This is a genomic window from Sinorhizobium sp. RAC02 (assembly GCF_001713395.1).
GTDB lineage: Bacteria > Pseudomonadota > Alphaproteobacteria > Rhizobiales > Rhizobiaceae > Shinella.
Genome location: NZ_CP016450.1, coordinates 211,969 through 235,317, shown reverse-complemented (window position 1 = coordinate 235,317; position 23,349 = coordinate 211,969). Strand labels below are relative to the sequence as shown.

The window sequence follows — 23,349 nt, the reverse complement described above, 5'->3', positions numbered from 1 at the left end:
CATGTTCGGCCTGACCGTTTTTGAATCCGTACTCGAAAGGCTGAAGGCCGAGGCACGCGAAGCCGCTGAAGAAAATGGCGACCACGACGCTCATGAAGACGAAGGCCTTGGAGAAATTCGCGGCCTGACCTCCGGCTTTGCCGGTCTGGGCACGGGGGCTACCTTCATGTCCGGCTCGCAGGCCGCTGCCGCCTATCTGGATCTTTATGAAGAGCCCGCGCCAATCCCGCCCGAGCCGCAAAGCCCGCCGACGATCGAGCCCCCACCCGCACCGCCGCCGCATCTGCTGCGCACGGAACCAGACCACGTCGCGGAAGACCTGGCCTTGACCGGCAAGGAAAGCGTGGACGACCTGCTGGCGCGCCGGCGCAGTTTTGCTCGCGACAACCATCCCGACCGCGCGCCGGAGGATCTGCGCATCAATGCGACGCTGCGCATGAAGATCGCCAACATGCTGATCGACGAAACGATCCGGCGGATCAATGTCGAGAAGAGTTTTGGGCTGCGTTAACTCTTTGTCTCGCCGCCCTGTTCCGGCGGCTTTTCCGCCGGATCGGAGGGCTTGAAGAACAGGATGAGGTTCGCGAACACATAGGCCGTCACGACGAGGAAGATCGTGCCCCAGGTCTGCTCGTTGTTGTAGAATTCCACACCCGTCCACGCTGCACAGACCGCGACCAGAAGCACCCGCCGCCAGAGCGGACGGTAGAACGGATGGTCGGTGTCGATGATTTTCATGAACGTCTCCTCAGGCCTTCGACCGCCTACATAGGGGGTTTTCCCGCGTGAGGGAACCGGCTTTTCAGGCGTCGAGACGATCAAGGAAGGCAGCAAGTTCTGCCGGCGCGATGCCGACGAGATGCGCCTTCTCCGGATAGGCGCCGGAACGCACGTCATCCGCATACTCCCGGAAGGCGGCGATGCGCTCCTGCTGGAACCGGTCATGTTCAGCCGCGAAGTTGCGGTAGACCTTGGCGTGGCGCGGATAGTGGCCACGGTTCTGGCCGAGCACGTCGTCCGCGAAGAGATATTGCGCATCGCATCCGGTGCCGGCCCCCATCGAGAGCATGACGAGCGAGGTCTTGGCGCTGATCGCCGCGGCGATTTCGCCCGGCACAACCTCGATTTCAGCGGCAAAGGCGCCGGCCTCTTCCAGCGCCTTGACCTGGCGCCAGATTTCCAGTGCGCTTTCCGCCGTCTTGCCGACGGCCTTGAAGCCTCCCGTCCATGTCGCCTTGGAGGGAATGAGGCCGACATGACCGCAAACCGGGATGCCTTCTTCCCGAAGGCGCCGCACCGTCGAGAGACCGGCCGCACAATAGACGGCGTCGCCGCCCGCCTTCATCGCCTGGAAGGCGCCGCGCAGATAGTCGTCCGTCGTGACGAGGTCACCATATTCGAGCCCGGGGAAGGCAAAGACCGTCGGGGCCGCCTCGCGGAAGGCGGGCCCAAGCAGCGCGGGCGGCACGGAGACGAGGTCAATGCCCGCCTGCTCGGCAGCCGCAGCCTCTTCCAGCGTCACGACGCGCAGCATGGTGAGCTGGCGCTTGCCCTTCATCGCCTGAACGTCGGCGACCGTCGGTCTTTTGGTCTTCACTGTCATCTCCCAGGGTATCGCCGGTCAGGCGGCGAGCAGTTTCTTGAGCTTGATTTCGGGTGCCGCAAGCTCGGCCGGGTCGGGATGGACGCGCGCGGCAATCAGCATTTCGGCAAGCCGGATGTCGCGGGCAACCACATTGCCCTGCCCGATGCCGCTCGCCGCAATCAGCCGACCATCGGCGTCGAGGTGGAACAGGATGAAGGCCCCCTCGCCCACCTCGCGCCGGACCGTCGTGGCCGCACCATCGGCAAGCCCGGCAATCTGCAGCGTCATGTCGTACTGGTCCGACCAGAACCACGGCACGGCGGAGTGCGCTTCCGCGCCGCCGAGCATGTTGGCTGCGGCGAGTTGGCCCTGCTCCTGCGCATTGCGCCAGGATTCCAGGCGAATGCGGCGGTCGCCATAGAGCGGCAACGGATAGGACGTGCAGTCGCCGGCGGCAAAGATATCGGGATCGGACGTGCGCAGCAGGCCATCCACCGCGATGCCGTTTTCAACCGCAAGACCGGCCGCTTCCGCCAGCTCCGTGTTCGGCACAGCGCCGATACCCACAACGAGCAGGTTTGCCGAAACAATCCGTCCGCCTTCCAGCGTGATGCACACCTCGCCCGGCAATTCTTCGACCCCGGCGACCTTGGCACCACACAGGATCTCCACCCCTTCGGCGACATGCCGATTTGCGACGATCGCCGCGATCTCAGCCGGCACACCGCGGCTCAGCACGCGCGGCAGGCCTTCGATGAGGGTGACCGTCGCGCCGAGCGTGCGTGCACTTGCGGCAAGTTCGAGGCCGATGAAACCGCCGCCGAGAATGGCGACATGGCTGCCCTCCACCAGATGCGCGCGAATACGTACGGCATCGTCATGGCTGCGCAGCGCGGCGATGCGCCCGCCGTGGCGTGTGCCCGGCAAGGCGCGCGGCCGGGCGCCGGTGGCAATCAACAGCCTGTCATAGGGGAGTGCGGCGCCGTCATCGAACAGGATGCGCTTGCCGGCACGGTCGATTTCCAAAACGGTGCGACCGGTAAGCACGTCGATCCGTGCCTCGGCATAGCGCGCCGCGTCGGCAACGAGCTTCGGGCCGGCCCCGGCGACCAGGGCATCCTTGGACAGCGGCGGGCGCTCGTAAGGCAGATGGACTTCGCTGCCGATCAGCGTAATCGCGCCATCGAACCCTTTTTCGCGGAGCGCAAAAGCCGCGCGCGCACCGCATTCACCGGCGCCGACGATGACGAAATTCGCCATGAAACGATCCTCCCCAAGAGATTCTAGAGCCCGATGAAAACGGTGCCGCCTTCGACCTTGACTGGATAGGTCTTGAGGTCGACGCAGACAGGCGCGCCCTTGGCCTCGCCGGTCTTGTAGTTGAAGCGGCCGTTGTGCTTGGGACATTCGATGACGTGATCCATCACGAGCCCATCGGCGAGGTGGATCTTCTCATGGGTGCAGAGGCCGTCGGTCGCGTGATAGGTGCCTTCCGGGCTGCGATAGATCGCAAAGGTGCGTCCGGAATGATCGAAGCGGATGACATCCTCTTCGTCGATCTCGTCTGCCGCGCAGACCTCGATCCAGGTATCGCTCATGGTCGTCTCCTCCAGTGAATGCTTGTTATTCGGCAGCCACGACGGCTGGCTCGGCATGAAACTCTTCCTTGTAGGGCCGTGCCGTCGCGGGCAGGTCGCGCTTCAGGAAGTAGTCCTCGTTGCGCAGCTGGCGCAGGAAGGCCGGGATCATTTCTCGGTAGCCGTGCCACATGGACGGGTTCGGTGTCGGCAGGTCATGCTTGATCATGGCGTGCAGCCGCGGCAGCGCGTGGTATGGGATCATCGGGAACATGTGGTGCTCCACATGGTAGTTCATGTTCCAATAGATGAAGCGGCTGAACGGGTTCATGTAGACCGTGCGGCTGTTCAGTCGGTGATCGATGACATTGTCCGCCAGGCCGCCGTGCTGGAGCAGACCCGTCAGCACATGATGCCAGGCGCCATAGAGCCGTGGCAGGCCGATCAGCATGGCTGGCAGGATCGACCCCGTGGCGAAACAGAGCGCGATGGTCGCGACATAGATCGCAAGCCAGATGCGGGCGATACGGATCGCCTTCGGCTGCTCCGATTCCGGCACGAAGGTCTTTTCCGCAGCACTCATCACGCCTGATGCATTGCGCACCATATCGACGACGGCGTGCCACGCGTCGAGCAGGCCAAAGAAGTTCAGGACGAGGCGCAGAAGGTCCGGCGGGCGCATGACGGCGATTTCAGGGTCACGGCCGACGATGACCGTGTCGGTGTGATGGCGCGTATGGCTCCAGCGCCAGGTGACCGGGTTGCGCATGATCATGAAGCAGGCGATCTGGTAGACCGCGTCGTTCATCCACAGCGTCTTGAAAGCCGTGCCGTGGCCGCATTCGTGCCAGCGTGAGTCCGACGCCGAACCGTAGAGCACGCCATAGACCAGGAAGAACGGCACCGCCCACCAGGTTCCCCAGAACCAGATGCCAGCAGCGGCCGTGACGAGCATCGTGCCGAGCCAGATCGCGGTATCGCGGATCGCCGGCCCGTCGCTGCGCTGCATCAGCGCCTTCATCTCCTTGCGCGGGATGTCGGTGTGATACCACTCGGCGGCAGCCAGCCCATTGGCAACGGCAGCTTCGGCATCGCGGCCAAGAAGGCTGTAGTCCCGCTTCGTCGGCTTCATCGCTCTCTCCTCCGTCCGGGCGCTCTCGATCAGCCCGCCTCGTCTCATGCACAAACGATAGCGCCGCTGCTTGCATCTCTCAATCCTGCCATGATAGAATGCGTCAAATTCCATCATTCACCATCATTCGATCCTGATGGAAACTTTCAGGGAGGGGAACATGGCGTCGCGGCCCACCATAACGGACCTGGCCAACGCAGCCGGCGTCAGCGTGGCAACGGTCGACCGGGTGCTGAACGGTCGCCACAAGGTGCGCGAGGAGACCGCGCGCCGCGTCTATGACGCCGCCAACGCAATCGGCTATCACGCGATCGGCCTCATCCGGCAGCGAGTCTTCGAGGACCTGCCGCAATACCGACTGGGCTTCAGCTTCCAGCGCCCCAGCCAGGCCTTCTACCAGAACTTCGCCCGCGAGATCGAAACCGCCTGCAATGCCTGCACCACCGCGCGCATCATTCCGCAGATCGACTTCATCAATGCACAGACCCCGGCTGCGATGACGGAAATGCTGCGCCAGCTTTCAGCACGCAACCAGGCACTCGCCGTCGTCGCCCCGGACTATCCGGCAACCACCACGATGGCGGAAGACCTGAAAACCCGTGGTATTCCGCTGTTCTGCCTGCTTTCCGACTTCGCCATGGATGTGCGCCAGGGCTATATCGGCCTCAACAATATGAAAGTCGGCCGCACTGCAGCCTGGATGATCGCCAAGGGGGCCAGACGATCGGGGAAGGTGGCGATTTTCGTCGGCAGCCACCGGTTCCACGGCCATGAACTGCGCGAAATGGGCTTCCGCTCCTTCTTCCGCGAGAAAGGCCAGGATTTCGAGGTGCTGGATACGCTCGTCAACCTCGACACCAGCGAGATCACCCACGAGGCGACCGCCAACCTGCTCGCCCAGCACCCCGACCTCGTCGGTCTCTATGTGGCCGGCGGCGGCATGGAAGGGGCGATTTCAGCAATCCGCGAGGAGGGTTTTGCGGGCAAGGTACAGCTGATCGTCAATGAACTGACACCGGAATCGAAGGCAGGGCTGGCGGACGATATCGTCACCATGGCGATCAACACCCCCCTGCCTGCCCTGTGCCGTGAGCTCATTTCGCTGATGGTCGGCGCCATAGAAAAGGGCCCTACGGCCGTGCCAGGGCAGACCTTCCTGCCCTTCGACATCTTCCTGCCGGAGAATATCTGACGCGGGAATGATGGTTTTCCGTCATTCTCACGACTAATCTGTCAACAATGAGGGCGGTCTTTCCGCCTTCGCCTTTGACGCCTGCAAAAGCCTTGCCGATCCTCATGCGTGCATGCGAGGCGCCCTGTCGGCAGCCTCGACGACCGGAGGACACCCATTCCATGCCCGCCCTGAATTTCGCCCTCAACCACATGACCGCCCCCGCCCTGACGCTCGACGCCTTTTTTGCCCTTGCCGTCTCGCTGGGTATAACGTCCGTCGAAATTCGCAACGACCTCGACGGCAACGCCATCCTCGACGGCACGACGCCGAGCGATGTGAAGGCGCTTGCCGAACGCCATGGGGTCACGATCATCTCGATCAATGCCCTCCAGCGTTTCAACGAATGGACGCCGGCCCGCGCGGCCGAGGCCAAGGAACTCATCGACTACGCTGCGGCCTGTGGTGCCCGCGCGCTCGTGCTCGTGCCAAAGAACGACGGTACCGGCCAGGCGGATGGCGAGCGGCAGGCAAACCTCCGCGAGGCGCTGACGGCCCTGAAACCCCTGCTGGATGCCGCCGGCATCATCGGCCTGGTCGAGCCGCTCGGCTTCGAAATCTGCTCGTTGCGCTCGAAGCGCGAGGCCGCGGAAGCGATCAAGGCGGTGGGCGGGGAACAGACATTCCGCCTCGTGCACGACACGTTCCATCATCATCTGGCCGGCGAGACCGATCTCTTTGCCGACCTGACCGGCCTGGTCCACATTTCCGGCGTCGAGGACCCTGCCGTCTCCGTTGCCGAGATGCGGGACGGCCATCGCGTTCTGGTCGGGCCGAAAGACCGACTTGGAAATGTCAGCCAGATCAAGGCCTTGCTTTCGGCGGGCTATGCCGGTCCACTGTCCTTCGAGCCGTTCTCTCCCGCCGTCCACGGTGTCACCGACCCGAAGGCTGCGGTCACGCAAAGCGTCGCCTACATCAGCGAGAACGCCTGACTTCCCTTGCCGGCGGTGAGCCCGCCGGCACTTTTCCCCAAGCATGAGACGATGGCCCGCCGGAAAAAATGGAACGGGCTTGACGTTGTATCGAGAAAATGGAATAAACATTCCGTAAGACGGAATTCGCGGTTTGTTTATTCTGTTTTGGCCCCTGCCTCCCGGGAGGAGCAAGGGCCGGGCTGCCCAAGGGTCAGCTTTCCGGCCAAGTCGGTGGTGCCGCCGGACACCACGTTGAGGAGGAGAACGACATGAAAAAATTCATTCTGAGCTCGGCGCTTGCCGTGATGATGTCCACCGCCGCCCACGCCGAAACGATCGGCGTCTCGATGGCGCTGTTCGACGACAACTTCCTGACCGTTCTGCGCAACGGCATGACCGACTATGCCAAGACGCTCGACGGCGTCGAACTGCAGATCGAAGACGCCCAGAACGACGTCGCCAAGCAGCAGAGCCAGGTCCAGAACTTCATCGCTTCCGGCGTCAGCGCCATCATCGTGAACCCGGTTGACACCGACGCGACGGCCGCTCTCTCCAAGGCCGCAGCGGACGCCGGCATCCCGCTCGTCTACGTCAACCGCGAGCCGGCGAACGTCAACGAACTGCCGGAGAAGCAGGCTTTCGTCGCATCCAACGAAGTGGAATCCGGCACGCTGGAAACCAAGGAAGTCTGCCGCCTGCTCAACGGCAAGGGCAAGGTCATCGTCATGATGGGCGAACTGTCCAACCAGGCCGCCCGCGTGCGCACGCAGGACATCAAGGACGTGATCGCGACCGACGAGTGCAAGGGTCTCGAAATCGTCGAGGAGCAGACCGCCAACTGGTCGCGTACCCAGGGTTCCGACCTTATGACCAACTGGCTCTCTGCCGGTCTGGAATTCGATGCCGTAATCTCCAACAATGACGAAATGGCCATTGGCGCCATCCAGGCGCTGAAGGCTGCTGGCCGCTCGATGGACAGCGTCGTCATTGCCGGTATCGATGCCACGCAGGACGCCCTTGCCGCCATGGCAGCCGGCGACCTCGACGTGACGGTGTTCCAGGATGCTGCCGGCCAGGGCAAGGGTTCGGTCGATGCCGCACTCAAGCTCGCCAAGGGTGAAAAGGTGGACACCAAGGTCTACATCCCCTTCCAGCTCGTGACCCCGGCCAACATCGCCGACTTCCAGGCCAAGAACTGATCGGCTCACCGATCTCTTGAAAGCCAGTTAGACTATGAAGGACGCGCGCACGCTGGCGTGCGCGCGTCCGATCCGTTTCAGGTTGCTCCGGGAGGGAGGGGACGATGGTCAGTCCGACCACCATGGCCGCGGTTCGTGCTAGCGGCGCCATTCCGAATGCCGAATATCTCTTGTCTGCGGAGGGTATCCGCAAGGAATTCCCGGGGGTCGTCGCGCTTGACGACGTCCAGTTCAAGCTGAGGCGCGGCTCCGTGCATGCGCTGATGGGCGAGAACGGTGCTGGAAAATCCACGCTGATGAAGATCCTTGCCGGTATCTACACGCCCGACCAGGGCGAAGTGCTGCTCAAGGGCCAAAAGATCCGCCTGAAATCACCGCTCGATGCACTGGAGAACGGCATCGCCATGATCCATCAGGAGCTGAACCTGATGCCCTTCATGACGGTGGCGGAAAACATCTGGATCCGCCGCGAGCCCAAGAACCGCTTCGGTTTCGTCGATCACGGCGAGATGCACCGCAAGACGGCCGAACTCTTCAAGCGCCTCAACATCGTGATGGACCCGGAAGTGCAGGTGCGCGACCTGTCCGTCGCCAACCGCCAGATGGTGGAGATCGCCAAGGCCGTTTCCTACGAATCCGACGTCCTCATCATGGACGAGCCGACCTCCGCGCTGACCGAGCGCGAAGTGGACCACCTCTTCACGATCATCCGCGACCTGCGCTCGCAGGGCATCGGCATCGTCTACATTACCCACAAGATGAACGAGCTGTTCGAGATTGCCGACGAATTTTCGGTGTTCCGCGACGGCAAGTATATCGGCACGCATGCCTCCACCGACGTGACGCGCGACGACATCATCCGCATGATGGTCGGCCGTGAGATCACCCAGATGTTCCCGAAAGAGGAGGTGCCGATCGGCGATGTCGTGCTGTCGGTCAAGAACCTCAACCTCAAGGGCGTCTTCCACGACGTATCCTTCGATGTGCGCGCCGGTGAGATCCTCGGCGTTGCCGGCCTCGTCGGCTCGGGCCGCTCGAATGTCGCCGAAACGATTTTTGGCGTGACGCCGGCGACCTCGGGTACGATCTCGATCAACGGCAAGCAAGTCAACATCGACAGCCCGAACACGGCAATCAAGCACCGCATGGCGTTCCTGACGGAAGATCGCAAGGACACCGGCTGTCTGCTGATCCTCGATATCCTGGAAAACATGCAGATCGCGGTGTTGCAGGACAAGTTCGTCAAGAACGGCTTCGTTTCCGAGGGCGCGCTGACGAAAGTCTGCGAGGAGATGAGCAAGAAGCTCAGGGTCAAGACGCCCAACCTGTCGGAGCGCATCGAGAACCTGTCGGGCGGCAACCAGCAGAAGGTGCTGATCGGCCGCTGGCTGTTGACCAATCCGCGCATCCTGATCCTCGACGAGCCGACCCGCGGCATCGATGTCGGCGCCAAGGCGGAAATCCACCGCTTCGTCACCGAACTCGCCAAGGACGGCGTCGCCGTCATCATGATTTCGTCGGAAATGCCGGAAGTGCTCGGCATGAGCGATCGCGTCATGGTCATGCACGAGGGCCGCGTCACCGGCATTCTCGACCGCGCGGAGGCGACGCAGGTCAAGGTCATGGAACTGGCAGCCCAGTAAGAGCGGGTCCCAAGATTGGGCCAGTGAGATTTAAGGCCGCCGAGCGGCCGCAAGGGAGGTAATCATGAGCACGAATTCCGCCGCGCAGGCTCAAGGCGCCGCGCAGAAATCTGCCCGCCGGCTCCCGCCGGAACTCAACATCTTTCTCGTCCTCGTCGGCATTGCGCTGGTCTACGAAATCCTCGGCTGGATTTTTGTCGGCCAGAGCTTCCTGATGAACCCGCAGCGTCTGACGATCATCATCCTGCAGGTCTCGGTCATCGGCATCATCGCCGTCGGCGTGACGCAGGTCATCATCACCGGCGGCATCGACCTCTCGTCCGGCTCCGTCGTCGGCATGACGGCGATGTTCACCGCCTCGCTGGCGCAAGCCTCCACCTGGCCGCGCGCGCTCTATCCCTCGCTGACGGACCTTCCCTTCATCGTGCCACTGGCGGTTGGGGTCGGCGTCGGCCTGCTTGCCGGCTTCGTCAACGGCCAGCTCATCGCCAAGACCAAGATCCCGCCCTTCATCGCCACCCTCGGCATGATGGTTTCGGCGCGTGGCATCTCAAAGTGGTACACCAAGGGCCAGCCGGTCTCTGGCCTGACGGAACAGTTCAACTTCATCGGCACCGGCATCTGGCCCGTCGTGATCTTCCTCGTCGTCGCCGTGATCTTCCACATCGCGTTGCGCTACACCCGCTACGGCAAGTTCACCTATGCAATCGGCGCCAACGTGCAGGCGGCCCGCGTCTCCGGCATCAACGTCGAATCGCACCTTGTGAAGGTCTACGCGATTGCCGGGGCACTCGCAGGCCTCGCCGGCGTCGTCACCGCCGCCCGCGCCCAGACCGCGCAGGCCGGCATGGGCGTGATGTATGAACTCGATGCCATTGCCGCGACCGTCATCGGCGGCACCTCGCTTGCCGGCGGCGTCGGGCGCATCACCGGCACGGTCATCGGCACCGTCATCCTCGGCGTCATGACATCGGGCTTTACCTTCCTGCGCGTCGATGCTTTCTACCAGGAGATCGTCAAGGGCGTGATCATCGTGGCCGCCGTCGTCGTCGACGTCTACCGCCAGAAGAAGCGCAAGACCTGACATCCATTCCGCGAACTCCCGCGGCGCTTTTGCGGGGCGAGCGCATCGCCCCATCCCTACCCCGCAAGGCTGAAACCTGCGGTCCACCTAGAGAGAATGAAGATGACTGTGAGATTTGGTCTTCTCGGCGCAGGCCGCATCGGCAAGGTGCATGCCAAGGCCGTGACCGGCAATCCCGATGCCGTGCTCGTCGCCGTCGCTGACGCCTTCCCGGCCGCAGCCGACGCCATCGCCAAGCAGTATGGCTGCGATGTGCGCACGATCGAGGCGATCGAAGCCGCCAAGGACATCGATGCGGTCGTGATCTGCACGCCGACCGACACCCATGCCGACCTCATCGAACGCTTTTCCCGCGCTGGCAAGGCGATCTTCTGTGAAAAGCCGATCGATCTCGACGTCGACCGCGTGCGCGCCTGCATGAAGGTGGTGGAAGAGACCAAGGGCAAGCTGATGGTCGGCTTCAACCGCCGCTTCGACCCCCACTTCATGGCTGTGCGCAAGGCGATCGACGACGGCAAGATCGGCGACGTCGAGATGGTCACCATCACGTCCCGCGACCCCGGCGCCCCACCGGTCGACTACATCAAGCGTTCGGGCGGCATCTTCCGCGACATGACGATCCACGACTTCGACATGGCCCGCTTCCTGCTGGGCGAAGAGGTCGCCTCGGTCTCGGCGACCGCCGCCGTTCTGGTCGACCCGGAAATCGGCAAGGCCGGTGACTATGACAGCGTCTCGGTCATCCTCCAGACCAAGTCCGGCAAGCAGGCGATCATCTCCAACTCCCGCCGCGCCACCTACGGCTACGACCAGCGCATCGAGGTACACGGCTCCAAGGGCGTCGTCTCCGCCGAAAACCAGCGCCCGGTCTCGATCGAAATCGCCAACGGCGACGGCTACACACGCCCGCCGCTGCACGATTTCTTCATGACCCGCTACACCGAAGCCTATGCCAACGAGATCGCCGCCTTCATCGCGGCGATCGAAAAGAGCGCGACGATCTCGCCGTCCGGCGCGGATGGTCTTGCAGCGCTGGCACTCGCCGATGCGGCCGTGAAGTCGGTCGAAGAAAAGCGCCAGATCTCCGTCGCCTGACGAAACCCTCCTCCCAAGCAACTGGCCGGGCGATTCTATCGCCCGGTCTTTTTGTTTTGGAACGCCGCCCCACCTCTCCTCCGTCATCCTCGGGCTTGACCCGAAGATCCACGCATCACGGTATACGTTGAATTTGTGGCATGGATCCTCGGGTCAAGCCCGAGGATGACGGAAGTTGGGGGCCTCAACAGCGGATCTGGCATCTCTCCGCTTTTGCGCCCTCAATCCCCGTCCGTCCGCGCAGCGATGACATCATGATCCATCTCCGCCAGCGCGCGGTCGAGATGCCCCTCCAGCACCAGCGTTGCCTCCTCCGGCACCACGGAGATCGGCGGGGCGCCGAACAGGCGGACCTGCTGTGATTGCGCCAGCCCCTCTTCGAGGCCACGATGGATCAGGTCGAAATAGCGTGTGCCGGGGCCGGTGATGGCAATCGGCATGCTTTCGTAGAGGCTCACAACGCGCGACAGCCCCTGCCCCAGAGCGAGGCCTGCCTGACGGAAGGCATATTCCGACATGCGATGGCCCTGCCGGGCGCGCAGCGCGATCTTGTCCATTTCCACAAGCGGCACGAATTTTGCGGGGATCGTATCCGGTGGCACTTCGAAGGCGGTGCGCAGGATGCCGTAGAAACCGGCCGACGCCTCGATACAGCCGTGCGAGCCGCAGCGGCACAATTTGCCATCCGACGAATTCAGCATGTGCCCGAAATTCGGCGCCGTGACCGACAGTTCACCGGTACGATCGAACCGCGCGATGCCGAGCCCGATGCTGTGGCCGAGCGAGAGGGCCGCGACCGCCTGCAAATTCTTGATCCCCGCCTTCTCCATGCGTTGCGCCATGGCATGCGCCACGAGCAAAGTCTCGTTGTTGAGCAGGATCTTGGCCCGCCAGTGCGGCTGCAGCAGGGCTGCGAAATCGACCTGCTGCGAACCGAAGACCGGCGACCAGACAAGACGCGCCGTCGCGGGATCGACGAGGCCCTTGCTGCTGATCGAGACGATGAGCACCTGCGCGCGGTCGATCCGCGAGCGGCTCACCAGCTTGTCGAGGGCCGCCACAAAGGCTTCGCCAAACGGCCGCGTCGCGGTATCCGCATGATTGCGCGCCTCTTCGAAGCGGTCGAGCAGCGTGCCGCCATAGTCGGCAAGCGAATATTGCACGATGTCCGAGGCGATGCGCACGGCGATGAGGTAGCCGGCATCGCGCCGCTGGCCGAAGATGACACGCGGCCGCCCGCGCGACGCAGACGCCTGCTGCTCGCGGCGCTCCAGCACGGCCGCCTTTTCGAGATCGGCGGTGATTGCCGAAACGGTCGCGGAGGCAAGGCCGGTATGATGGGAAATATCGGTGTGGGCAAGCGGCCCGTGCCGGCGCAGAGAGGCGAGCACGAGCGCGCTGTTCTGCTGACGCACAAGCTCCGTGCTCGACTTGGTCAGCATCCCCGGATTCCACTCACTCTCACATGCTGCAACACATGCCCCTCCCAAAGCATCTGTCGTGCCGTCATTCAAGGCCTTTCAAGCCATGTTGACAGCCTGCAAAAGTTCTGACATTTATTTTCTCGACTGTCGAGAAAAAAGTCCCGGCACCGTCGGGAGGGGTATCGAGACAGTAAGATCGTGGCCGGTCGTTGATTGGACGGGAGGTTCGTCCAGGCGGCCGGTGTTCACTTGGGAGGATATTATGAAGTTCGTTTTGAAGCTGATGGCAGGGGCTGCCATCATCGTTTCCCTGCATTCCGTTGCACACGCCAAGGACCTCGTGGTCGGCGTTTCCTGGTCGAACTTCCAGGAAGAGCGTTGGAAAACCGACGAAGCCGCCATCAAGGCAGCGCTCGAAGCCTCCGGCGACAAGTACATTTCGGCTGATGCCCAGTCGTCTGCCGCAAAGCAGCTGACCGACGTCGAATCGCTGATCGCCCAGGGCGCAAACGCCATCATCGTTCTCGCCCAGGACTCGGAAGCCATCGGCCCGGCCATCGAGAAGGCCGCCGCAGAAGGCATCCCGGTCGTCGGCTACGACCGCCTGATCGAAAACCCGGCTGCCTTCTACATCACCTTCGACAACAAGGAAGTCGGCCGCATGCAGGCCCGCGAAGTGTTCAAGGTGAAACCGGAAGGCAACTATGTCTTCATCAAGGGCTCCTCGTCCGACCCGAACGCCGACTTCCTCTTCGCAGGCCAGCAGGAAGTGCTGAAGGAAGCGGTCGATGCCGGCAAAATCAAGAATGTCGGTGAAGCCTACACCGACGGCTGGAAGCCGGAAAACGCCCAGAAGAACATGGAACAGTTCCTGACGGCGAACGACAACAAGGTCGACGCAGTCGTCGCCTCGAATGACGGCACGGCCGGCGGCGCAATCGCGGCCCTGGCTGCCCAGGGCCTCGCCGGCTCCGTACCGGTCTCCGGCCAGGATGCCGACCACGCTGCGCTGAACCGCGTCGCACTCGGCACCCAGACCGTATCGGTCTGGAAGGATAGCCGCGAACTCGGCAAGCGCGCTGCGGAAATTGCAGCAACGCTCGCCAGCGGCAAGACCATGGACGAAATCGAAGGCGTGACCACCTTCAACGGCGGCCCGAAGGGCGTCGAGATGAAGTCGGTCTTCCTCGCACCGCTGCCGATCACCAAGGACAACCTGAACGTCGTCATCGACGCCGGCTGGATCCCGAAGGAAACGGCTTGCCAGGGCGTCGCTGCCGGCTCGGTTGCGGCCTGCAACTGACGGGCCATGAACCGCAAATGACCTGACCATCACCAGGCGCCGCAACGTCACACGTTGCGGCGCTTGCGCAAGATGGGCAGCGGGCGGAGGATGCGACGGCGACACATCCTCGAAACGGATAAAAATCCGCGCGCCCGAAGGACACGTCAACAAAAGTGGGGGGACGGCAAAGCCATGGCCGACATCACGACTACCGCACATGCCAACCGCGCGCGATCGGCGGGCGAGAATCCGGTGAAGCGCTTCTTTCGCGCCACCGAGATCGACACGCGCCTGCTCGGCATGATCGGCGCCATGCTGATCATCTGGATCGGCTTCAACATCCTGTCCGGCGGCCTGTTTCTGACACCGCGCAACCTGTGGAACCTCTCCGTCCAGACGGCCTCCGTCGCCGTCATGGCGACCGGCATGGTGCTCGTCATCGTCACCCGCAACATCGACCTTTCCGTCGGCTCCATTCTCGGCTTCGTGGGCATGAGCATGGGCGTGCTGCAGGCCGAACTGCTGCCGCAGCTGCTTGGCTTCAATCACCCGGCGATCTGGGTCATCACGCTGCTTGCCGGCATCACGCTGGGCGCCGCCATCGGCGCGCTGCACGGCTCGATCATCGCCTTCCTCAACGTGCCCTCCTTCATCGTGACGCTCGGCGGCCTGCTCGTCTGGCGCGGCGCCACGTGGTTCGTCACCAGCGGCCGCACGGTGGCCCCAATGGATGCCACCTTCCGCCTGATGGGCGGCGGCACCGAAGGCTCGATCGGCGCCACGGCGAGCTGGATCGTCGGCGTCCTCGCCTGCATCGCCATCGTCGCCACCATCATCAATTCACGCAAGCAGCGCCAGCGCTTCGGCTTCCCGCAGCGCCCGATGTGGGCGGAATACTTTCTGACCGCCGTCGGCTGTGCGCTGGTGCTCGGTGCGATCGCGGTCGTCAATGCCTATCCCTGGCCCGTCGCCATTGCCCGCAAATATGCCGACGCCAACGGCATCGCCTGGCCGGAGGGCGGCCTGTTCATCCCGCACGGCATTGCCATCCCCGTGCTGATCGCCATCGTCGTCGGCATCGTCATGACCTTCATCTCGACACGCCTGCGCTTCGGCCGCTACGTCTTCGCGATCGGCGGCAACCAGGAGGCCGCGGAACTCGCCGGCATCAAGACCCGCTGGGTGACGGTGAAAATCTTCGCGCTGATGGGCATTCTCTGCGCCATCGCCGCCGCCATCTCCACCGCCCGCCTCAATGCCGCAACCAACGCGCAGGGTGAACTCGACGAGCTCTACACCATCGCCGCAGCCGTCATCGGCGGCACATCGCTTGCCGGCGGCATGGGCACAATCGCAGGCGCCATGCTCGGCGCCCTCGTCATGCAATCGCTGCAATCGGGCATGGTGCTGGTCGGCATCGACACCCCGTTCCAGCGCATCGTGGTGGGCATGGTCCTTGTCGTCGCCGTCTGGCTCGACACGGTCTACCGCGCCCGCGCCAAGTAAGAGGAGCCCATCCAATGACGGACACAAGTACGCCCCTCGTGGAGCTGAAGAACATCTCCATCTCCTTCGGCGGCATCCACGCCGTGGACAATGCCTCGGTCGACCTCTATCCCGGCGAAGTGGTGGCACTTCTCGGCCATAACGGCGCCGGCAAGTCGACGCTGATCAAGATCCTCTCCGGCGCCTACAAGCGAGATGGCGGGGAGATCCTGATCAATGGCGAACCCGCCGACATCAACAACCCGCGCGACGCCAAGAAATACGGCATCGAGACGATCTACCAGACGCTCGCCGTCGCCGACAATGTCGATGCCGCCGCCAACCTCTATCTCGGCCGGGAACTCCGCACCCCATGGGGCACGCTCGATGACGTGGCGATGGAAGCGAAAACCCGCGAAGTGATGGGCCGCCTTAACCCGAACTTCCAGCGTTTCAAGGAGCCGGTAAAGGCGCTGTCCGGCGGCCAGCGCCAGTCGGTGGCGATCGCCCGCGCCATCCTGTTCAACGCCCGCATCCTCATCATGGACGAGCCGACCGCAGCGCTCGGCCCGCAGGAGACGGCGCAGGTCGGCGAGTTGATCAAGCAGCTGAAGAAGGAAGGCATCGGCATCTTCCTGATCAGCCACGACATCCACGACGTCTTCGACCTCGCCGACCGCGTCTCGGTGATGAAGAACGGCCAGGTCGTCGGGCACGCCCGTACCGAGGACGTCACCAAGGACGAGGTACTCGGCATGATCATCCTCGGCAAGGTCCCCGAAAAAGCCATCCCCGGTCCCGGCGCAATGCAGACCGCCTGACCGGCTCAAGCCGAAAACAAAGAGCCGCCCGCGACCCCGCTGGCGGCTCTATCCTTTCAACACCACCGGAAACGCCGATTTCCGCATTTTCCCGATTGAAGCCCGCCCCCAGCTAGGCTAAGAACCCTGTCATCGGACAGGCGAGTCATCGCCTAGGGCAAGCACCCGTAGCTCAGCTGGATAGAGTGTTGGATTCCGATTCCAAAGGTCGTAGGTTCGAATCCTACCGGGTGCGCCACTGAACTATTTGAAATCATTGATTTATCAGTTTTTTCTTGTCCTCGCATGGGGTGGAAATAAGCTAGTTCAGTCCTAGCTCAGTAGCGCATGCGCTTGGGAATTCTTCAATGATTTCAAGGTAGCCTTCCGGAGCCTGGACACGTCGCTAGCGCAGTTTCAGCGCAGCGCACCGACCATAGCAACTCGAAAGGTGCCCCACGTTATGCTGCAAAGCCCGGCCTCAACGAAGAAGACCCCGTTTTCGCTCTTCCAGCGAGAAGGTACGCGGAACTGGTCGATGCGATATTCGCTCGGCGGCAAGCAATACAAAAGGACGCTGGGAACCGCAAACGAGGAAGAGGCGCTGCAACGCGCCTACGAAATCTGGCACGAGCAGAGCTTTCGCAACAAACAGGGCCTTTCGCTGGATAGCCGCTCCTTTGTCGAGGTGGCGGAAGAGTTCATCGAAAAAGTCGTCGCAGAGGCCGAGCGTGACGAACGCAGCAAATATCACCCGATTTATTGGCCGCCGATCATTCGACGTTTTCCTGTCGGCTACTTCGGTGATCGCGCCATAGAAACGATCACCACCGCCGATATCGAAAGATACCTGGAATGGCGCAAGACCTATTGGACGGCTGGTCCCGGCATTCACATTCAGAAAATCCGATGCGAACGCGAAGACGGCCGGGTCTTCATTCGCCCTGCGCCGCGGAAGGTCGCAGCTTTGAGCACGGTCAAGGGCGAGATGGTGATCATCCGTGAGCTATTCGAGCAGGCAGCGAAATGGGGCTATTGCAAGCCCATTATCATTCCTGCTGTCAGAGCGAAGAAAAAGCCCGACACGCGCCGACCCGGTTTCGCACCGGAGGAATACGAACGTCTGCTCGGCAAGAGCTTGGAGAGGATCAGCGAGCCTCAGCAATCGGTGAGGCTCATCAAGGCGAAAGACGGTCGGGTCTGGACGCAAAGCACGCTTACCAGCCGCGTGCGCTCAGATCGCGTTCGTCTGCACGCCTATATAGAGTTCATGGCTAGTTCGGGCCTGCGCCCCACGGAGGCAAAAAACCTCAAATGGAGCAACATCCTCCGCTACCGCGATACGAAAGACCTTCCCCTCTTCCAACAGGATGCCCGGCTACAGGTTCATGGAAAAAGCAAACATGGCGACGCCGTACCGCTGCACGGCGCGATCCAGGCGCTCCATATGTTGTGGAACCTATTCGTCAACGAGGTAGGCCGTGAACCCACCGATGACGATCCTGTCTTTGCGGATGCAAGTGGCAAGTCCGTCCTGTCGTTCCAGCGCGGCTTGAACGCCCTGCTCAAAGCGGCCGATTTGGAATACGATAACCGAGGCGTCAAGCGAACTGCCTATTCATTCCGGCACTTCTACATCTCGCAGATGCTTGCGAACAACGTTTCGATCCATCACGTCGCCCGCAACACCCGCACCTCAATTTCGATGATCGACAAGCACTACGCTCAGGTCAACACCGAGCAGATCAAGGACTTCCTCCGCCCCGGCGAGGAGGACTTGATGAAGGAGCCGAAGCTGCTGGACGACGAGACCTATGATGAAATCGCTTTGTTGGAAAAACGCTTGGCCGAGTTGAAAGCCGGAGCGACCACTGTGCGCACCGCTGACAAACTTTCGCAAAGATACGGCGGGCAGGGCGCGTAGTAAAAATCGTATCAAGCGGCTCGCGTTATCGTCACTGGCATCGCGCACCACATTTGATGTCGGTGGGAGGCGCGACCATCGGTAAACCGATGCACGACGATGCCGTTTTCCACGATCAACGTCGCGGAACAATCACCACTGTCGAAACTGATTTCCGTGATGATTTCCCTTACAGCCGCATGCGCCTCTGAGCGAAGGTCATAGCGAGTAGCGCCGTCGGCTTGCTCCCATGCGTCACGCAGCCTGCCGATGCAATCGCATGTTTCAGTAGGACTTTCTTGCCGAATTAATCCGCGCTTTCTTTCGGCCTGCTGGTGTCGTAGCTCGGCTTCGACAGCCTGCCGTTCGCCCTGTCGGATTTTCAGAAGATCCACAATGGCGTCTGGCGGCTCGGTATCATCCTCGACTATCTGCGCCAGCCGCTGCTCTTTCCGCCGAAGCTCCTCCAGTTGCAGCGACAGACCAGCAATTGTCTCATCAAGTTCCCGCACGTTGTCATCGAGCCGTGCTGCTTGCAGCGTTTCCGCGAGATTGATTTCCGTGACGTGATCAAGGATAGCCGCCTCCAGCGGCTCGTAACGGAAATGCCGGTTGCCATCGATGCAGCGATGCCCGCGAACATAGTTCGCGCACACCAGATACCGGCCGTTTTCATTGCCCTTGACCCGGCTCATTTTCATCGTCATCGGCCCACCACAATGCGCGCAGTGGCAGAGCCCGGTAAAAAGATTGGCGAACGTGTTGCCCTTGCGTCCGGGTTTGCCCGGATTGCGCCGCATGGCCTGCACCCGCAGGAACAAATCCTTGTCGATGGCAGCAGGGAAATAATCGGCAACCGGATCTCCATCCGGCACACGCTTTCTATCAACGATCCGATGTGGCTGGAACGTTCCTATGACATCCTGCCGGGTGAGCAGCGCCTTGATGACACTCTGATACCAGCCGTCCTTGCTCTTGAACGCGGGAACGCCATCCGCGTTGAGCTTGCGCGCGATCACCGTCGCACCGAGCCCGCGCGTCGCCATCTCGTAGATGGTCTTCACCGTTACGGCATGGTGGTTCAGGGTGAACTCGTAGCGGTTAGCGTCGATCCGCTTGGCATCGATCCATCCGGGGGTGATGCTGGTGATATGGCCCTTACCTTCGCGGGCCAGTTCCCGTTTGCGTTTGGCGACCGCGCTGATGCGCTCGCTTTTCGTCTGGCTCTCCTCATGACCGCGCGACATGACCGCAAGTCCGATGATCAGCTTGGTCCAATCCCCGTTGAGCCGGTCGCGGCTGTAAACCTGTCGGTCCTCACCCAATGTTACGATGACGATGCCGGCATTGATGATCGCCATGAACAGCGTCAGCGCATCCGGCACGGCTTCCCTCGATAGCCGGTCGAGGCTCTCGATCAGCAGATAGCTGCCCCTTGGGATTTGTCCGCTCTCGACCATCGCAAGGAACCGGCCGAGCGCGCCGGTCTTGAAGTTCCTGCCCTTCCATGCGCTGACGCCCAGATCCTGCAAGCTGTCATCCAGAAGCAGAGAGTGTTCGTCCGCAAACGCCTTCGACCGCTCAAGCTGCCGGCGCAGGCTGTCCCCGCGAAGCTGCTTGCGGGTGCTCATACGGACGTAGGAGTAAGCCCGGATCGGAAAGGTGCTGCTGTTGCTGTCTTCGGTGCCCATGACGGCCTCCTCATGTTGCGATCCGCTAACATGGGGCTATCGGGCGGGCGAGCATGAGGGAGCGCGGGGTGCAAATGGCTGCACCGGCGTAAGGCTGCGGCTAGCGGAAAGGAGGTGTCGGGATCGGAAGAAAGCCGACGCAAATCACCACAGCTCTCAACAACGGTTGTGACGCCGCAATGGTTAACGAAGCGTTAACGCGGGTTGAGTGCATTGCAACTTGAGCGGACGCTGGTTCGGCTGACGGGGAGCATCACCGCAGGCTTCTTGCATGACCAGCATTCTAACGAACACCTCCGCAATGGCCGCGCTGCAAACGCTGCGCACGATCGGCAGTAACATGGCCGAGACGCAGCGGCAGGTGAGTTCTGGCCTCCGCGTGCAGATCGCAGCCGACAATGCTGCCTATTGGTCGATCTCCACGACGATGCACTCCGACAACATCGCGCTTTCGGCTGTCTCGGATGCGCTCGGGCTTGGTGCTGCAAAGATCGATGTCGCCTATTCGGGGCTCGATGCTACCATAGACGTGCTTGGAGAATTCCGGGCAAAGCTCGTTGCCGCCAAGGAAGACGGCGTGGACAAGGCGAAAATCCAGACCGAGCTTGGCCAGTTCAAGGAGCAGTTCGTTTCAATCGCAACATCCGCCAGCTTTAACGGCGTCAACTGGCTGAACACGGATGCTCCGCAGGACCTCAACGAGCTATCGGGATTGCCGACCAGCATCACGTCATCCTTCATCCGCTCCGCTAGTGGAAATGTGCATGTCGGCACTACGGAAATCGACATGGCCAACCTCAGCCTGTTCAACGTCGGTGGCGGTGGGGCCTTACAGAAGGATATCCGTTCGCTCGGTGATATCGGCGGGTTTCACGGCGCAAACACCAACCAGCAGAGCAGCCGGGCTCAAAGCTACTATGCTTTCTCCGGCCCCTTCACGCTCGGAGCCGCCGACACGATCACCCTGGGCGTCATGGTCGATGACAGCCCGCTTGCACCCGGCGTCAGCCATACGCTGGTGATCGACCGGGCGGTTGTCGATGCCGCGCTTGGTACGAGCGATGGCATCGTGGCAACTGCGCAGGACTATGGTGCCATCCTCGATTATGTATTCACTGCCAATGCTGTCCCGGCTTCTGCCGGATGGGCCGGTGGCAATAAATTGGGTATCTCAAGCGAGGAAACGACCGGCCTGCCCGGATCGAGTACCGAGATTACCGGCGTCACGTCGAACTTCGGTTCGGGCAGCTTCGGTGCTGGTCTGGAAAACACACCGCTGTCCGAACTCAACAACCAGTATCCGCAATGGAGCTTCAGCTTCAGCGGGCACTTTACGATCTACCGCGATATCCAGTTCAGCTTTGACATTCAGGTGGGCAGCGATCCGGCAACGACAATCACCGTCACACGCGATATGGTCGATCTCGTGATGGGAACGACCGATGGCAGAATTCCGTCTGAGGGAGCTTTTGCAGCCCTGCTGGACTATGCTCTTGAGGGGCACGGCCTGGATGCCACACCGATACCAGGCGGCATCGTCTTCGACATCGACAAGACGCTGTATCCGAACGCAGGAAGCCGGGCCTATATGCGGATCGGCAATGTCAGCGACAATCTCGGCCCCGCGCCGGATTTCGACATTCTCGACGTCGATATCACCGATCCCGCCAATGATCTCGATAACTATCTGTTCGGCGTTGATGCAATGTTGGAGAAGATTATATCCGGTGCCAGCACCCTCGGCGCGGTGAAGACCCGCATCGACATGCAGAGCGAGTTCGCGCAAGTCCTGATGGCATCCATCGAAAAGGGCATTGGCCGTCTTGTCGATGCCGACATGAACGAGGCATCGACACGGCTCAAGGCGCTCCAGACGCAGGAACAGCTCGCCATCCAGTCCTTGCAGATCGCCAACCGCAACGCCGAAAATATTATGCAGTTGTTCCGCTAAAGGTAATCCCCTCAAGCGCCACTGCGTAGAAACGCCTCCGGTTCCGTTTGCCGAGGCACGCCAAAATTGCAAGAAATATCTATTGTCTGCACTACGGCCCCGGCGCTCCCGAGTGCCGGCCACCGCACGGCACCCGGAAAATCACGGCGTCCGGTCTTCTCAACGCGATTTATTGGACTGCGACAACACCGAGCCGGCAAGGGCCTTCGTCTCATCGCTGTATTTGGTGCTGGCCAAGACGCGGGCTGCTTTATCTTCCATTTCTGCACCAGTCTGCTTTCCAGTCCCCGACTGCGCCAAAGCCGATGCGGCCAAGCTCTTGGCAGTTGCCGATGCATTCGGATCGCTCAGCGTGGAAGCTGCTTTGGATGCGATACCGGAAGACGTTTGCTTACTATTACTTGACATTAAATAATCTCCAAAGTTGCATGCCTCATTTATATCAGATCCCGCTGTGCGTGTTTCAAGTGTGCATCTTTTAGGAATTTCTGATTTTTCTATCGTGCTCATGTCATTCGAGGCTCGCCCTTTTGGCAGACGGCTGTATCCGGGAAACACGTTCAACGGTTTCGGAAAGGATCACAGCATGTCCCACCTCAAGGCTCTCAAGCTCACCTCCGCAGTTCCGGTTCGCGCAGTCGTCGATCCGGTGCAGCGTGCGCGGGAGAAGATGGTCGCGGCGCTCTCCGAGCAGAAGCAGATGGCCGAGGCGAAGATCGCCGGTCAGGCATTCACGCCGACGCATATCGTGCGCAAGAAGAATGTCGAGGGCGTCCGCGTCGAGGTTGAAACGCTGAAGCGCGTGCGGCAGGGCTGGTTCACCGACGGCAACGGCAAGGTGTTCTTCGCGATCCGCTATGCCGGAAAGGCCATCGATTTCGCCAAGGACAAGAACGCCATCGAGGCTGGCGAGCTTTCTGCGCTGCCGAAGGTCATCGAGACGCTGGTCGAAGCTGTCCGCGCCGGCGAGCTTGACGCGCAGTTGGCGGACGCTGCCGCCGAGCGCGGCCAGATGCTGCGCAAGCCGAAGTAAACCGCACACTTTTTGCTGGCCAGACATCCGAAGGCCATGGGATCATAAATGATCCCATGGCCTTCGTGCGTTCCGGCCGGGCCGGAACGCTATCAAAGAGCTTCACGGACGCGCGCCGGGGTCTCCGCGCTGTTGCATGCATATTCGTCCTTCGCCGCGCTCCTTGACGCTCCTGTGCGTCTGCACGACACGCGTTGCCGCTAGCAGCAACGTCGGTCAGCGCATGTCCGGCCGATGCCCCGCCGGCAGCACTCTTCACTCGACCTTTGCGTCATCTGGAACTTTGTTCCCGCCGAGGCCGAAGCGGGGACAGA

The 23,349-nt window shown here is 61.8% G+C and carries 20 protein-coding genes, 1 tRNA gene and 2 pseudogenes; 15 read left to right on the top strand and 8 right to left on the bottom strand.

Going from position 1 to position 23,349, the window contains the following annotated elements:
• Position 1: 1 nt before the first annotated feature.
• Complete coding sequence (locus tag BSY16_RS01085) at positions 2 to 511, top strand: hypothetical protein (RefSeq protein WP_069057959.1); 510 nt, start codon at positions 2 to 4, stop codon at positions 509 to 511.
• On the opposite strand, the gene BSY16_RS01080 is transcribed toward BSY16_RS01085, so the two are convergent.
• The 5 genes from BSY16_RS01080 to BSY16_RS01060 all read right to left on the bottom strand — a co-directional run bounded on the left by BSY16_RS01080 (position 508) and on the right by BSY16_RS01060 (position 4,294).
• Positions 508 to 738: a hypothetical protein gene (locus BSY16_RS01080; protein WP_069057958.1), complete on the bottom strand. Its 231-nt coding sequence runs from the start codon at positions 736 to 738 to the stop codon at positions 508 to 510. The two genes, BSY16_RS01085 and BSY16_RS01080, sit on opposite strands and share 4 nt — an antisense overlap.
• A 64-nt stretch (positions 739 to 802) precedes the next feature.
• On the bottom strand, positions 803 to 1,597 hold the full coding sequence (locus BSY16_RS01075) for a 3-methyl-2-oxobutanoate hydroxymethyltransferase (RefSeq protein ID WP_069057957.1): 795 nt from the start codon (positions 1,595 to 1,597) through the stop codon (positions 803 to 805).
• A 24-nt stretch (positions 1,598 to 1,621) separates the two neighbouring features.
• A complete protein-coding gene (locus BSY16_RS01070) occupies positions 1,622 to 2,845 on the bottom strand; it encodes an NAD(P)/FAD-dependent oxidoreductase (RefSeq protein WP_069057956.1) in 1,224 nt (407 codons plus the stop codon).
• 23 nt (positions 2,846 to 2,868) lie between these two features.
• Positions 2,869 to 3,183 (bottom strand): MocE family 2Fe-2S type ferredoxin, encoded by a 315-nt coding sequence (locus tag BSY16_RS01065; RefSeq protein WP_069061295.1) that lies wholly within the window; start codon positions 3,181 to 3,183, stop codon positions 2,869 to 2,871.
• Between the two features lie 25 nt (positions 3,184 to 3,208).
• Positions 3,209 to 4,294, bottom strand: a complete 1,086-nt coding sequence (locus BSY16_RS01060) for a fatty acid desaturase family protein (RefSeq protein ID WP_069057955.1) — start codon at positions 4,292 to 4,294, stop codon at positions 3,209 to 3,211.
• Between the two features lie 160 nt (positions 4,295 to 4,454).
• Here BSY16_RS01060 and BSY16_RS01055 point away from each other — a divergent pair, with 160 nt between their 5' ends.
• The 6 genes from BSY16_RS01055 (at position 4,455) to iolG (ending at position 11,463) form a co-directional block, all read left to right on the top strand.
• Positions 4,455 to 5,486 carry a LacI family DNA-binding transcriptional regulator gene (locus BSY16_RS01055; protein WP_069057954.1) on the top strand — a complete coding sequence of 344 codons (1,032 nt, stop codon included), beginning with the start codon at positions 4,455 to 4,457 and terminating at the stop codon, positions 5,484 to 5,486.
• A 161-nt stretch (positions 5,487 to 5,647) separates the two neighbouring features.
• Complete coding sequence (locus tag BSY16_RS01050) at positions 5,648 to 6,460, top strand: TIM barrel protein (protein WP_069057953.1); 813 nt, start codon at positions 5,648 to 5,650, stop codon at positions 6,458 to 6,460.
• A gap of 251 nt (positions 6,461 to 6,711) precedes the next feature.
• Positions 6,712 to 7,641, top strand: a complete 930-nt coding sequence (locus BSY16_RS01045; RefSeq protein WP_069057952.1) for a sugar ABC transporter substrate-binding protein — start codon at positions 6,712 to 6,714, stop codon at positions 7,639 to 7,641.
• A 104-nt stretch (positions 7,642 to 7,745) separates the two neighbouring features.
• Positions 7,746 to 9,284, top strand: a complete 1,539-nt coding sequence (locus BSY16_RS01040; RefSeq protein WP_069057951.1) for a sugar ABC transporter ATP-binding protein — start codon at positions 7,746 to 7,748, stop codon at positions 9,282 to 9,284.
• A gap of 64 nt (positions 9,285 to 9,348) precedes the next feature.
• On the top strand, positions 9,349 to 10,368 hold the full coding sequence (locus tag BSY16_RS01035) for an ABC transporter permease (protein ID WP_069057950.1): 1,020 nt from the start codon (positions 9,349 to 9,351) through the stop codon (positions 10,366 to 10,368).
• Between the two features lie 102 nt (positions 10,369 to 10,470).
• A complete protein-coding gene (iolG, locus tag BSY16_RS01030) occupies positions 10,471 to 11,463 on the top strand; it encodes an inositol 2-dehydrogenase (protein ID WP_069061294.1) in 993 nt (330 codons plus the stop codon).
• A gap of 221 nt (positions 11,464 to 11,684) precedes the next feature.
• Here iolG and BSY16_RS01025 read toward each other — a convergent pair whose 3' ends face one another.
• Positions 11,685 to 12,905 (bottom strand): ROK family protein, encoded by a 1,221-nt coding sequence (locus tag BSY16_RS01025; RefSeq protein ID WP_069057949.1) that lies wholly within the window; start codon positions 12,903 to 12,905, stop codon positions 11,685 to 11,687.
• Between the two features lie 244 nt (positions 12,906 to 13,149).
• Here BSY16_RS01025 and xylF point away from each other — a divergent pair, with 244 nt between their 5' ends.
• The 5 genes from xylF to BSY16_RS01000 all read left to right on the top strand — a co-directional run bounded on the left by xylF (position 13,150) and on the right by BSY16_RS01000 (position 18,381).
• Complete coding sequence (gene xylF, locus BSY16_RS01020; protein WP_069057948.1) at positions 13,150 to 14,190, top strand: D-xylose ABC transporter substrate-binding protein; 1,041 nt, start codon at positions 13,150 to 13,152, stop codon at positions 14,188 to 14,190.
• Positions 14,191 to 14,364: 174 nt separating this feature from the next.
• Positions 14,365 to 15,678, top strand: coding sequence for a sugar ABC transporter permease (locus BSY16_RS01015; RefSeq protein WP_069057947.1), 1,314 nt, complete (start codon positions 14,365 to 14,367; stop codon positions 15,676 to 15,678).
• A gap of 14 nt (positions 15,679 to 15,692) precedes the next feature.
• On the top strand, positions 15,693 to 16,478 hold the full coding sequence (locus BSY16_RS01010; RefSeq protein ID WP_069057946.1) for an ATP-binding cassette domain-containing protein: 786 nt from the start codon (positions 15,693 to 15,695) through the stop codon (positions 16,476 to 16,478).
• Between the two features lie 161 nt (positions 16,479 to 16,639).
• Positions 16,640 to 16,716: transfer RNA gene (locus BSY16_RS01005), tRNA-Arg, on the top strand.
• 279 nt (positions 16,717 to 16,995) lie between these two features.
• Positions 16,996 to 18,381, top strand: coding sequence for a tyrosine-type recombinase/integrase (locus BSY16_RS01000; protein ID WP_171902370.1), 1,386 nt, complete (start codon positions 16,996 to 16,998; stop codon positions 18,379 to 18,381).
• A gap of 11 nt (positions 18,382 to 18,392) precedes the next feature.
• Here the strand turns inward: BSY16_RS01000 and BSY16_RS00995 are convergent, their stop codons facing one another.
• Complete coding sequence (locus BSY16_RS00995) at positions 18,393 to 20,051, bottom strand: recombinase family protein (RefSeq protein WP_069057944.1); 1,659 nt, start codon at positions 20,049 to 20,051, stop codon at positions 18,393 to 18,395.
• A gap of 271 nt (positions 20,052 to 20,322) precedes the next feature.
• Between BSY16_RS00995 and BSY16_RS33225 the strand changes: the two are divergent.
• Positions 20,323 to 20,889 (top strand): annotated as a pseudogene (locus BSY16_RS33225) (flagellin N-terminal helical domain-containing protein); the annotation flags it as partial.
• Positions 20,890 to 21,690: 801 nt separating this feature from the next.
• Positions 21,691 to 22,002, top strand: a pseudogene (locus BSY16_RS33220) (flagellin); the annotation flags it as partial.
• A 159-nt stretch (positions 22,003 to 22,161) separates the two neighbouring features.
• Here BSY16_RS33220 and BSY16_RS00985 read toward each other — a convergent pair.
• Entirely contained in the window at positions 22,162 to 22,512 is a 351-nt protein-coding gene (locus BSY16_RS00985; protein ID WP_286157165.1) for a hypothetical protein, read from the bottom strand.
• Positions 22,513 to 22,588: 76 nt separating this feature from the next.
• On the opposite strand from BSY16_RS00985, the gene BSY16_RS00980 reads away from it, so the two are divergent.
• Entirely contained in the window at positions 22,589 to 23,035 is a 447-nt protein-coding gene (locus BSY16_RS00980; protein WP_069057941.1) for a DUF6641 family protein, read from the top strand.
• The last annotated feature ends 314 nt before the right edge of the window (positions 23,036 to 23,349 follow it).